General features: G+C 73.8%; 11 protein-coding genes and 1 pseudogene. 9 read left to right on the forward strand and 3 right to left on the reverse strand.

What is annotated here, in order from left to right; translation table 11 throughout:
- Positions 1 to 90 precede the first annotated feature (90 nt).
- Positions 91 to 600 carry a PaaI family thioesterase gene (locus tag DKT68_RS28100; RefSeq protein ID WP_109820400.1) on the reverse strand — a complete coding sequence of 170 codons (510 nt, stop codon included), beginning with the start codon at positions 598 to 600 and terminating at the stop codon, positions 91 to 93.
- A 55-nt stretch (positions 601 to 655) separates the two neighbouring features.
- Here DKT68_RS28100 and DKT68_RS28105 point away from each other — a divergent pair, with 55 nt between their 5' ends.
- Both DKT68_RS28105 and DKT68_RS28110 read left to right on the forward strand, forming a co-directional pair.
- A complete protein-coding gene (locus tag DKT68_RS28105; protein ID WP_109820401.1) occupies positions 656 to 1,132 on the forward strand; it encodes a winged helix-turn-helix transcriptional regulator in 477 nt (158 codons plus the stop codon).
- Between the two features lie 299 nt (positions 1,133 to 1,431).
- Entirely contained in the window at positions 1,432 to 2,478 is a 1,047-nt protein-coding gene (locus DKT68_RS28110; RefSeq protein ID WP_109820402.1) for a S1 family peptidase, read from the forward strand.
- A gap of 91 nt (positions 2,479 to 2,569) precedes the next feature.
- Here DKT68_RS28110 and DKT68_RS28115 read toward each other — a convergent pair whose 3' ends face one another.
- The gene (locus DKT68_RS28115; protein WP_109820403.1) at positions 2,570 to 3,289 is read right to left on the reverse strand and encodes a DUF998 domain-containing protein; all 720 of its coding nucleotides are present in this window, start codon (positions 3,287 to 3,289) and stop codon (positions 2,570 to 2,572) included.
- A 154-nt stretch (positions 3,290 to 3,443) separates the two neighbouring features.
- Here DKT68_RS28115 and aspS point away from each other — a divergent pair, with 154 nt between their 5' ends.
- The 4 genes from aspS to DKT68_RS28135 all read left to right on the forward strand — a co-directional run bounded on the left by aspS (position 3,444) and on the right by DKT68_RS28135 (position 8,153).
- Positions 3,444 to 5,249: an aspartate--tRNA ligase gene (aspS, locus tag DKT68_RS28120; RefSeq protein ID WP_109820404.1), complete on the forward strand. Its 1,806-nt coding sequence runs from the start codon at positions 3,444 to 3,446 to the stop codon at positions 5,247 to 5,249.
- A 100-nt stretch (positions 5,250 to 5,349) separates the two neighbouring features.
- A complete protein-coding gene (locus DKT68_RS28125) occupies positions 5,350 to 6,162 on the forward strand; it encodes a sugar nucleotide-binding protein (RefSeq protein ID WP_109820405.1) in 813 nt (270 codons plus the stop codon).
- Positions 6,163 to 6,246: 84 nt separating this feature from the next.
- The gene (locus tag DKT68_RS28130; protein ID WP_109820406.1) at positions 6,247 to 6,855 is read left to right on the forward strand and encodes an ArsR/SmtB family transcription factor; all 609 of its coding nucleotides are present in this window, start codon (positions 6,247 to 6,249) and stop codon (positions 6,853 to 6,855) included.
- A complete protein-coding gene (locus tag DKT68_RS28135) occupies positions 6,852 to 8,153 on the forward strand; it encodes an MFS transporter (RefSeq protein ID WP_109820407.1) in 1,302 nt (433 codons plus the stop codon). The genes DKT68_RS28130 and DKT68_RS28135 overlap by 4 nt, the downstream gene beginning before the upstream one ends.
- A 25-nt stretch (positions 8,154 to 8,178) precedes the next feature.
- Here the strand turns inward: DKT68_RS28135 and DKT68_RS28140 are convergent, their stop codons facing one another.
- Positions 8,179 to 8,919, reverse strand: a complete 741-nt coding sequence (locus DKT68_RS28140; protein ID WP_109820408.1) for a GNAT family N-acetyltransferase — start codon at positions 8,917 to 8,919, stop codon at positions 8,179 to 8,181.
- 129 nt (positions 8,920 to 9,048) lie between these two features.
- Between DKT68_RS28140 and DKT68_RS28145 the strand changes: the two genes are divergently transcribed.
- From DKT68_RS28145 to DKT68_RS32255, 3 genes and pseudogenes are all read left to right on the forward strand, one after another.
- Positions 9,049 to 9,270 (forward strand): hypothetical protein, encoded by a 222-nt coding sequence (locus DKT68_RS28145; protein WP_109820409.1) that lies wholly within the window; start codon positions 9,049 to 9,051, stop codon positions 9,268 to 9,270.
- A gap of 75 nt (positions 9,271 to 9,345) precedes the next feature.
- A complete protein-coding gene (locus DKT68_RS28150; RefSeq protein WP_109820410.1) occupies positions 9,346 to 10,884 on the forward strand; it encodes a replication-associated recombination protein A in 1,539 nt (512 codons plus the stop codon).
- A pseudogene (locus DKT68_RS32255) lies at positions 10,881 to 11,174 on the forward strand (hypothetical protein); the annotation flags it as partial. The gene DKT68_RS28150 and the pseudogene DKT68_RS32255, both read left to right, overlap by 4 nt.

Raw genomic sequence — 11,174 nt, forward strand, 5'->3', positions numbered from 1 at the left:
CCACCCCACCTCGTCGATCATGGGGTTGGCGGGTTGTCCCATCGTCGGACCGCCCGTCAACCTCATGATCGACCTGGGTGGAGGTGGCGGTCAGGGTTGGAGGGGGAAGAGGAGGCAGCTGCTGGTGGCGTGGGCTATCAGGCGGGAGTCGGCGTCGGTCAGGCGGGCCTCGGCCAGGGCGGTGCGGCGGCCACGCTGGAGCACGGTGCCCTCGCAGCGCAGGACGCCGCTCGCGACGGTGACCGGGCGGAGGAACTTCACGTTCAGGTCCAGCGAGGTGTAGCCGACGCCGGCTGGGAGCGTGGTGTGCACGGCACAGGCGGCGGCGGTGTCCAGCAGGGTGGAGATGACGCCACCGTGGACGCTGCCCAGCGGGTTGTAGTGGAACTCCTGCGGGACCAGCTCGACGACGACCCGCCCCTCGTCGGCCTCCATCCGGGACATGTCGATCAGGTGCATCACCGGTGGCGCGGCCAGCTCGCCGGCGATCATCGCCCGGAGGAGGTCGAGGCCGCTGCGTCGACCGACCTGCGCGGCGTTGGCCGCCGGGTCCGACCAGGTGAAGGTACGGCTGCGAGCCGGCTCCTGAGTCTGTGTCATGGACGCAGCCTGGCAGCCCGTTGCTGAGTCTGTCAATAAGACCTAGCCTGGGCGGATGAGACCCGCGGCGTTGGACTGGTCGGTCGAGAACTGCACCATCGCCCGAGCGATGGAGATCCTCGGTGAGCGGTGGACCCTGGTGGTGCTCCGCGAGGTGTTCAGCGGCGTACGCCGGTTCGACGACATGCGCGTCCGCACGGGCATTCCACGCCAGGTGCTGACCAACCGGCTGGCCACCCTCGTGGAGCAGGGCGTGCTGCGCCGTGAGCCGTACCGGGAGCCGGGCAGCCGGCTGCGTCACGAGTACCGGCTGACGGAGAAGGGCCTGGACCTGTGGCCGGTGCTGGTCGCCGTGCTCGGGTGGGGCGACCGCTACCTCGCCGACCCGGAGGGCTCGCCGGTGGGCGTGGCTCACCGCGACTGCGGCGCGGAGGTGCGCGTCGCGCTGCGCTGCGCGGACGGGCACGACGTGGGTCAGCACCGCGACGTGGTGCCCCGCCCGGGCCCCGGGGCGCGTCGCCGTACCCCCTGACGCCGACGACCCACCACGCCGAACGGTCCTCGGGCGGCCGCCGTGCCACCGCGGTACGCGATGCCGGAGGGAACCCGGCGGCGGTTCGGTGTGACGGTGGGTGTGCACCAGCGTGTCAACAGTGTTGCGGGCATGTGGCCGGCGAAGATCGGCGAATCCGGGCGAAAACAGGTCTTGTCAATGATCTTAAGTATGTGAATACTTCAGTGCACTTGGCCGGTTCCCCCAGATCGGCCGGGTTGCCCTTCGGGTTCGCCGCCCCCGGCGAGACCCGTTCCCCCGCCCAGGAGGTTTGTTACATGCGACCCACGAGGTCCCCGATCCGTGTTGCGGCCACCGTCGCCGTGGCCGGAACCCTGGTTGTCGGCTCGCTCATCGGCGCGCCGGCCCAGGCCGCCCCCGCCGCCTCGCCCGACACCGCCGCCGCCCTCGCCGCTCAGCTCGGCGACCGCTCCGCCGGCTCGTACATCGATGCCAGCGGCAAGTCGGTCGTCACCGTGACTGACTCGGCCGCCGCCCGCGAGGTGAGCAACGCCGGCGCCACCGTCCGGTACGTCGCCCGCGGCGCCGCCGAGCTCAACCGGGCCACCGCGGAGCTGGAGCGCTCCGCCAAGATTCCTGGCACCGCGTGGTGGAGCGACCCGGTCACCAACCAGGTCGTCGTCTCCGTGGACAGCACCGTCACCGGGGCGAAGCTGGAGCGGGTCAAGGCCGCCGCCGCGCGTGCCAACGGCGCGGTGCGGATCGAGGCGGAGGCCGGCGTGCTGAGCACCCGGATCTCCGGTGGCCAGGCCATCTACGCCGGCGGCGGCGGACGTTGCTCGCTCGGCTTCAACGTGCGCAGCGGCAGCACCTACTCCTTCGTGACCGCCGGGCACTGCACCAACATCTCGGCGAGCTGGTACTCGAACTCCGCCCAGACCTCGCTGCTCGGCACCCGTACCGGCACCAGCTTCCCGGGTAACGACTACGGCATCGTGCGGCACAGCAACTCGGCCAACGCCGCCGGCAACGTCTCCCTCTACAACGGCAGCTTCCGCGACATCACCGGCGCCGGCAACGCGTCGGTCGGCCAGGCGGTGCAGCGCTCCGGCAGCACCACCGGCCTGCGCAGCGGCTCGGTGAACGCGACCAACGCCACGGTGAACTACGCCGAGGGCTCGGTCTCCGGCCTGATCCGCACCAACGTCTGCGCCGAGCCGGGCGACAGCGGCGGCTCGCTGTTCGCCGGCGGCACCGCCCTGGGCCTGACCTCCGGCGGTAGCGGCAACTGCCGCACCGGTGGCACCACCTACTTCCAGCCGGTCACCGAGGCCCTGAGCCGCTACGGCGTCAGCGTCTTCTGATCGATCCACCGCTCGCGGGCCGCCGGAACCATCCGGCGGCCCGCGTCGCGTTCGCGGGTCGTTGAGCCACCGCGGCATCCCCGGCTCCGGCTCAGGCGAGCCGGTCCGGCCCCTGGCCCGGTCCGAGAGGATCCGGCGGTACGACGCCAACCGTCGGTAGCCCCGGGCCGACGGCGGTGGCGCCACCCGCGGCCCACGTGAGGTGCGCCCGCCGGGCGGAGAGCACCGCCAGCAGCGGCCAGAGCGAGACGGCCAGCGCCGTCACCCGCTCGGCCAGCCCGGTCCGGGACCCGCTGGTCACCTCGAACGCGAACCAGCCGAAGAGGGCGAGCAGCACGATCGTGGTGCTCAGCCCCACCGCCCGGCGGAACGCCCACGGCGGCTCGGGCGCGGCCGGATGCGCCCTGTCCGGGCCGCGCGGCAGCCGCAGTGCCGAACCGGCCGGCCAGAGCGCGAGGGCGAGGACGGCCACGGTCGCCACGATGCCGTGGCTGAGGGACCCGCCGACCATCGGCCGGGGAAAGGCCACCAGCGCGATGGTGGCCACCCCGCCGACGGCGAGGAGGAACCGGCTGGGCAACCCGGCCGCGTGCAGCGCGGCGGCGATCGCCAGGTAACAGGAGCCGAGCAGCACCAGGCAGGTGATCATGATCCAGGCGTCGGTGGCATCGTGCCCGGCCAGCTCGCTGATGGTGTCCCGCACCGGGTCGTAACCGGCGGGCTGTCGGGCGCCCGCGACCGTCCACCCGGCGACCAGCAGCACGGGCGCCGCCGTCGCCGTGACGACGACCCAGTTCGGTACGGCGCGCATTCGGCCACGTTAACCGGCGTGACGGCCCGCCGACCGGGGTTCGCCCGTCCGCCCACCGGCGAATCGTCGCGGCCTGCCGGGTGCCCCGGAGCGGGGGCGGCCGCCCCTGACAGAATGCCGGTGAGGACTGTTCCACGATGAGGAGTTGCCAGCCGTGATCCGTACCCACAATGCCGGAAGCCTGCGCGCCGCGGACGCCGGCTCGACGGTGACGCTCGCCGGGTGGGTGGCCCGCCGGCGTGACCACGGCGGCGTCATCTTCGTCGACCTGCGCGACGGCTCCGGCGTGGTCCAGGTGGTGTTCCGCGAGGAGGACGCGCACGCGCTGCGCAACGAGTTCTGCGTGAAGGTCACCGGCGAGGTGACCCGCCGGCCCGCCGGCAACGAGAACCCGGAGCTGCCCACCGGCGAGGTCGAGGTGACCGCCGTCGAGCTGGAGGTGCTCTCCGAGGCGGCCCCGTTGCCGCTGCCGGTGGACGACCAGATCGAGGCCGGTGACGACATCCGGCTCAAGTACCGCTACCTGGACCTGCGCCGCAGCGGCCCGGCGAACGCGCTGCGGCTGCGTTCGCGCGCCAGCCACCTCGCCCGGGGCGTGCTGCACGAGCGGGACTTCCTGGAGATCGAGACCCCGACGCTGACCCGCTCGACGCCCGAGGGCGCGCGCGACTTCCTGGTGCCGGTCCGCCTCCAGCCCGGCAGCTGGTACGCGCTGCCGCAGTCGCCGCAGCTGTTCAAGCAGCTGCTGATGGTCGGCGGCATGGAGCGGTATTACCAGATCGCCCGCTGCTACCGCGACGAGGACTTCCGCGCCGACCGGCAGCCGGAGTTCACCCAGCTCGACATCGAGATGTCCTTCGTGACCGAGGACGACGTGATCGACCTCGGCGAGGCGATCGTCTCGGCGCTCTGGAAGGACCTGGCCGGGCACGAGATCACCCGGCCGATCCCGCGGATCACCTGGCACGACGCGATGGCCCGCTACGGCTCGGACAAGCCGGACCTGCGCTACGGCGTGGAGCTGACCGAGCTGACCGACTACCTGCGCGGCACCGAGTTCCGGGTCTTCGCCGGGGCGATCGACGCGGGCGGCTACGTCGGCGCGGTGGTCATGCCCGGCGGCGCGGCGCAGAGCCGCAAGGAGCTGGACGGCTGGCAGGACTGGGCGAAGGCGCGCGGCGCGCGCGGCCTGGCGTACGTGGTGCTGGACGCCGAGACCGGCGAGGCGCGCGGCCCGGTGGCCAAGAACCTCTCCGCCGAGCACCTGGGCGGGCTCGCCGACGCGGTCGGCGCCAAGCCGGGCGACGCGGTCTTCTTCGCCGCGAGCGCCACCACCCGCGACGCGCAGGAGCTGCTCGGCGCGGCCCGCGTCGAGATCGCCAAGCGGTCCGGCCTGATCGACGAGAGCGCCTGGGCGTTCTGCTGGGTGGTCGCCGCGCCGATGTTCGAAAAGACGGACGAGGGTGGCTGGACGGCCGTGCACCACCCGTTCACCTCGCCGAACGCCGAGTGGGTGGACCGGTTCGAGGAGGCGCCGGACCGGGCGCTGGCGTACGCGTACGACATCGTCTGCAACGGCAACGAGATCGGTGGCGGGTCGATCCGTATCCACCGGGGCGACGTGCAGAAGCGCGTCTTCGACCTGCTCGGCATCACTCCCGAGGAGGCGCAGGACAAGTTCGGCTTCCTGCTGGAGGCGTTCAAGTACGGCGCCCCGCCGCACGGCGGCATCGCCTTCGGCTGGGACCGGGTCTGCATGCTGCTCGCCGGCGCGGACTCCATCCGCGAGGTCATCGCCTTCCCGAAGACCCGCGGCGGCTTCGACCCGCTGACCGGCGCGCCGACGCCGATCACCGGCCAGCAGCGCACCGAGGCCGGCATCGACGCCAAGCCGAAGCCCCCGGCCACGGCCCACACCGGAACGGCCGGCCCGGCCGCCCCGGTAGCCGACCCGGTCTGACCGACCCACCCTCCACCTGCTTGGTTGACCAAGAGGTTTGCGTCATCATCGCCCGTCGGGATGACGCGAACCTCTTGATCGTCGGTAGGGGAGTGGTGGCATGCGGGTGCTCGTGGTGGGGGCCAGTGGGTTTCTGGGCGGGGAGGTGTGCCGGCGGGCTTCGGGCGCCGGGTGGTCGGTGGTGGGCACGTACCACTCCGGCGATATCACCGCGCCGGGTGTCACGGCGCGTCGGCTGGACGTGACCGACCGGGCCGCCGTGCGCGCGCTGGTCGCGCAGGTGCGGCCGGACGCCGTGGTCAGCACCCCCTACCGGTACGACGACTGGACGGTGACCGCCGACGGGGCCGCGCACGTGGCGGTCGCCGCCGCCGAGGTGGGCGCCCGGCTGGTGCACGTGTCCAGCGACGCGCTGCACGCCGGCCGTCCGTCGCCCTACGCCGACGACGAGACACCGACCCCGGTGAACGCGTACGGGGCCGCGAAGGCTGCCGCCGAGACCGCCGTGCGGGCGGTCGACCCCGGCGCGGCACTGGTGCGTACCTCGCTGATCCTTGGGGAGGGCAGCAAACAGATCCAGCTCTGCCGGGACGCGCTCGCCGGCCGGGCCACCCTGTTCACCGACATGATCCGCTGCCCGGTCGACGTCACCGACCTGGCCGACGCCGTGCTGGAGCTGGTCGGCAGCGCGTACGCCGGCCCGCTCAACGTGGCCGGCGCGGACGCGGTCAGCCGCGCCGAACTGGGCCTGCTGGTCGCCGAGCGGTTCGGCCTCGACGCGGCCGGCCTGAAGACCACCACCAGCACCGCCGCGGGCGTGGCCGGCCCCAGCGACGTACGCCTGGACTGCACCCGCGCCGCCGGCCTGCTGCGTACCCGGCTGCGTGGAGTACGTGAACTCCTGGCCCGCTGACCCCCCACCGCTCGCACACCTTCTCTGCATATTTCCTATGCACAGATATTGTGCAGAGAAGGTGTGCAGAGATACTGTGCAGCCATGGCGAAGGACGGATCGACACCGCGGCCGGTGCCGCGTGAGGTGCGCATCGACAAGCGGCAGGTCCGGGTGCTCGCGCACCCGCTCCGGATGCGACTGGTCGGGGCTCTGCGGGTCAAGGGCCCGGCCACCGCCACCACGCTGGCGGCGATGCTCGGCACCAACACCGGCGCGACCAGCTACCACCTGCGCCAGCTCGCCGAGGTCGGGCTGGTCGTCGAGGATCCCGACCGGGGCGGCGGACGGCAGCGCTGGTGGCAGGCCGCGCACGACGTCACCAACTGGGAACCGACCGACTTCGACGACGACCCCGACGCCCGGGCCGCGATCGAGTGGATCCAGGGCGACCAGGTGCGGCACCTCGTCGAGCATGCCGAACGCTGGTTCGCCACCCAGCACGAGTGGTCCCCGGCCTGGCGGGACGCCTTCGGCATGAGCGACATCTTCATGACCGTCCCGCCGGCCCGGCTGGAGGAGCTCAAAGCGGAGGTGTGGCAGGTGCTGGAGCGGTACCACCGCGAGGCCGACGCAGTCGACTCCGCCGACCCGCAGGCCCGCCCCGTGCAGGTCTTCCTGGCCACCTACCCGTTGCGGGAGGAGTACCAGTGAGCGCCCTGACCGTACGCCAGGTCCGTCGTCGCTACCTCACGCTGTACGGCCTGCGCTGGCTGCCCACCGGCCTGATGATCCCGGTGATGATCCTGCTGATGCAGGAGCGCGGCCTGTCGCTGCCGCAGATCGGCCTGGTCGGCGCCGCGCAGGGGCTGCTGGTGCTGGCGCTGGAGCTGCCCACCGGCGGCCTCGCCGACGCCCTCGGCCGCCGGCCCGTGCTGCTCGCCGCCGGAGTGCTCAACCTCGCCTCGCTGGCGCTGTTCGCGGTCGCCGACTCGTTCGCGTTGTTCTTCCTCGTCTGGGCGTTGCAGGGGATCTACCGGGCGCTGGACAGCGGCCCGCTGGAGTCCTGGTACGTCGACGCGACCCTGGCCGCCGACCCGGAGGCCGAGTACGAGCGGGGCCTCGGGTACGCCGGCGCCGTCATCGGCGGGGCCATCGGCGCCGGCGCGCTGCTCAGCGGCGGTCTGGTCGCCCTCGGCCCGATCGGGCCGGTCAGCGCGCTCACGGTGCCCGTGCTGGCCGCCATCCTCGCCCAGGCGGCGGCGCTGGTCGCGCTGCTCGTCCTGCTGGTCGAGCGGCGGCCGGCCACCGGAGTGGCGGCGCTGCGCGCCTCGGTGGTCGAGGCGCCCCGGATGATCGGCCAGGCGGTCGGGCTGCTGCGCCGCTCCCGGGTGCTGCTCGCCCTGGTGGCCGTGGAGCTGTTCTGGGGCTTCGGCATGATCACCTTCGAGTCGCTGCTGCCGGTCCGGCTCGCCGAGGTGGTCGGCGACCCCGAACGCGCCGCCGCGCTGCTCGGGCCGGCCAACTCCGCCGCGTGGATCGCCTCGGCGGCCGGCGCGGCGCTGACCCCCCTGTTGCTGCGCTGGCCCGGCGCCGCGCCGGGCGCCGCCCTCCTGCGCATCCTGCAGGGCGTCACGGTGGTCGGGATGGGGCTGTTCGCCGGGCCGGTCGGGGTGCTCGTGGCGTACCTGGCCTGCTACACCGTGCACGGCGCGTCCAACCCGCTGCACAGCGGGCTGCTGCACCGGCAGGTCGACGGCCCGTACCGGACCAGCGTGCTCTCGCTCAACTCGATGATGGCGCAGCCAGCCGGCGCGCTCGGCGGGGTGGCGTTGACCGCGCTCGCCGCCGCCACCAGCGTCGGCACCGCCATGGTGGTCGGCGCGGTGGTACTGGCCGTCGCCGCCCCGCTCTACCTGCCCGCCTGGCGGGCCGGCCGCCAGCGGGCGGCGGATCCCGCCACCCCGCCCGCGGTTCCCGAACCCACCGCGCCACAGGCCGCCGGGCGTTAGGAGCGGCCCGAGGCGAGAGGACACCTCAGTCGAGTCGCAGGGTGCTGATCAGGAGGGTGTTGGTGAAGCCGAGCCGCCGGTAGAGCCGTACCGCCCCGACGTTGTCCGGGTAGACGCCGAGCGCGACGGTGTCGTGGCGGGCCAGCAGCGCCCGCGTCATCCCGGCGGTCAGCGCCGCGCCCAGCCCGCGACCGCGCTGGTCGGGGGCGACGGTCAGGCCGGCGAGGAAGCCGATGTCGCCCCGGCTGCGGTCCGCCCCGCACGCCACCAACCGGTCACCGGCCCGGATGCCGTACCAGTCGACGACGCGTGGGTCGCCGGGGCGGGACGTGCTGCTGGGGAACGCCTCGTCGATGAGAGCCTCCAGCGCCGGGTGGTCGGCCTCGGTGAGGCGTACCACGCGCTGCTCGTCCGGCTGTGCCGGCGGTGGCGCGGTGGTCCAGTGGAAGTCCCAGTCGTGGTGCCGGGTCACCGCCAGCCGGCCCGACAGGAGGCCCGGGTCGTGCCGCGGCAGGTGCAGGGACTGCCCCGGGCGCAGCACCCCGTCGGCGACCAGCGCGACACAGATCTCGAGCGCGGGTCCGGCCGGGCCGAGCGCGCTACCAGCCGGCCCCTGCTCCGGCGGCGACAACCAGAGCACCGCGCCGTCGCGCCGCCAGCCGCGTGCCGGCGCCCCGAGCCAGAGCGCGTGCCGCGCGTACGGGTGGTGGCCGGTGGCGGCCAGGATGGCGGCCCGGTCCTGGAGCACCTGGTCGTCGATGATCACGAGGTCCAGCCTAGGAGCCGGGAGCGGGGCGGCGGCGTCAGCACCCGCGATCCACCGTGGAGATTGGCGAGCCGACCGATTGGGTACATCTCGCGCCGACCTACTGGGAACCCCCACCGGAGGACCGACATGCTCGCCATTCTGGCCGCGATTGTCTTCGGCTTCGCCCTGCTCGTCGACCTGCTCAACAACGACTTCGGGGCGCCGGACCTGTTCAACTGGCAAACCCTCATGCTCATTGGGCTGCTGCTGCTCTCGCTCTACCTGGCCGGCGTGGGCAGCGGCCCGCGCGCTGGTGGCGGCGGTGGTGGCGGCCGTTGGTACCGGGGCCGGCGTCCGGGTCGTGGCTGACCGGAACCGATCATCAGTGGTCCGGCCCGCGGCGCGATTCCGGCGTCGCGGGTCCGGCCCGGTACTGTCTTCGTGATGGAGTCCGACGCCCTCTTCTCCCTCGGTGCACCCGCCGGGCCGCGCAGCGCGCCCGACGGCCCCGCCGGTGTCGACGGCTTCACTCCGGTGGCCGACGATTCGCCCCTGCCCGTCCGGATGCGCCCGGCGACCCTCGACGAGCTGGTCGGGCAGGACCACCTGCTCGCCCCCGGCGCGCCGCTACGGCAGCTGGTCTCCGGCGGCGCCCCGATGTCGGTCATCCTCTGGGGACCGCCCGGCAGCGGCAAGACCACCATCGCGCACCTGGTGGCCGGTGCCACCGACCGCCGGTTCGTCGCCATGTCGGCGCTCTCCGCCGGCGTCAAGGACGTCCGGGCGGTGATCGAGACGGCCCGCCGGCAGCGCCGCTCGGGCGGCCCGCAGACCGTGCTCTTCATCGACGAGGTGCACCGGTTCAGCAAGACCCAACAGGATTCGCTGCTCGCCGCCGTCGAGGACCGTACGGTCACGCTGCTGGCCGCGACCACCGAGAACCCGTACTTCTCGGTCATCTCCCCGCTGCTGTCGCGGTGCGTGCTGCTCACCCTGCAACCGCTCGACGACGACGCGGTGCGGGGCCTGCTGCGCCGCGCGGTCGCCGACGAGCGCGGCCTGGGCGGGGCGCTCACCCTGGAGCCCGAGGCCGAGGACCACCTGGTCCGGCTCGCCGCCGGCGACGTCCGCAAGGCGCTGACGGCGCTGGAGGCGGCGGCGTCGTCGGCCACGGCGCTCGGTGCCGGGCGGATCGACCTGACCACCGCCGAGCAGGCGGTGGACGTGGCGGCGGTGCGCTACGACCGCGACGGCGACGCCCACTACGACGTCGTCAGCGCGTTCATCAAGAGCATGCGCGGCTCGGACGTGGACGCCGCGGTGCACTGGCTGGCCCGGATGCTGGTCGCCGGCGAGGACGCCCGGTTCATCGCTCGCCGGCTGGTCATCTTCGCCAGCGAGGACGTGGGCATGGCCGACCCGGGCGCGCTGAGCGTGGCCACCGCCGCCGCGCACGCGGTCGAGTACGTCGGGCTGCCCGAGGCGCAGCTCAACCTGGCCCAGGCGGTGATCCACCTGGCCACCGCGCCCAAGTCGAACTCGGCCACCACGGCCATCGGTGCCGCGATCGCCGACGTGCGGGCCGGTAAGGGCGGCCCGGTGCCGCGCGGGCTGCGCGACGCGCACTACGCCGGGGCCCGGGGGCTGGGCCACGGCACGGGCTACCGCTACCCGCACGACGACCAGCGCGGCGTGGTCACCCAGCAGTACGTCCCGGACGACCTCGTGGGCACCGACTACTACCGGCCCAGCCCGCACGGGGCGGAGCGGTCGGTGGCCGCCCGGCTGCCGCTGCTGCGCCGGATCGTGCGCGGGCTGCCCACCCCGGCAGCCCGCCCGGAGGTCCCGCCGGCCGGTTCGCCCGTAACGGCACAGACCGTACCGACGCTTCCCGGCGAGAACGGTCGCTCGACGACGGGCACGGGCGGTCCCGGCACGATGCAGGACAGCGGCACCAACGCCGCAGGAGAGGGTCAACAGTGAAGTCGCGTGGTGCGGACCGCCCGGACGAGGGCCCGGACGAGCGGCGCGATCCCCGCGCCAAGGGCCGCCGCTGGGGCCGAGGCCGGGCCGAGGCCGAGCCGGAGGAGCCGGTATCCGGCGAGGAGTTCGGCTGGATCGACGACCTGCGGTCGGCCAAGCAGCAACGTACCGAGCTGGGCCCCGATGGCGCGCCGGCAGAGCCGACCAGGCCGCGTGGCGGTGCTCCGGTGCCGCCGGCCGGTCGACCGGACGGCCCGGCGCCAGCCGCCCCGGGCCGTCCGGGTCGCCAC

This window comes from Micromonospora acroterricola, assembly GCF_003172955.1.
GTDB lineage: Bacteria > Actinomycetota > Actinomycetes > Mycobacteriales > Micromonosporaceae > Micromonospora > Micromonospora acroterricola.

Coding starts and splice junctions, on each gene's coding strand:
- DKT68_RS28115 (WP_109820403.1), bottom strand. CDS start 3,289: ATGCGCGCCGTACCGAACTGGGTCGTCGTCACGGCGACGGCGGCGCCC.
- DKT68_RS28145 (WP_109820409.1), top strand. CDS start 9,049: ATGCTCGCCATTCTGGCCGCGATTGTCTTCGGCTTCGCCCTGCTCGTC.
- DKT68_RS28100 (WP_109820400.1), bottom strand. CDS start 600: ATGACACAGACTCAGGAGCCGGCTCGCAGCCGTACCTTCACCTGGTCG.
- DKT68_RS28105 (WP_109820401.1), top strand. CDS start 656: ATGAGACCCGCGGCGTTGGACTGGTCGGTCGAGAACTGCACCATCGCC.
- DKT68_RS28125 (WP_109820405.1), top strand. CDS start 5,350: ATGCGGGTGCTCGTGGTGGGGGCCAGTGGGTTTCTGGGCGGGGAGGTG.
- DKT68_RS28150 (WP_109820410.1), top strand. CDS start 9,346: ATGGAGTCCGACGCCCTCTTCTCCCTCGGTGCACCCGCCGGGCCGCGC.
- DKT68_RS28130 (WP_109820406.1), top strand. CDS start 6,247: ATGGCGAAGGACGGATCGACACCGCGGCCGGTGCCGCGTGAGGTGCGC.
- DKT68_RS28110 (WP_109820402.1), top strand. CDS start 1,432: ATGCGACCCACGAGGTCCCCGATCCGTGTTGCGGCCACCGTCGCCGTG.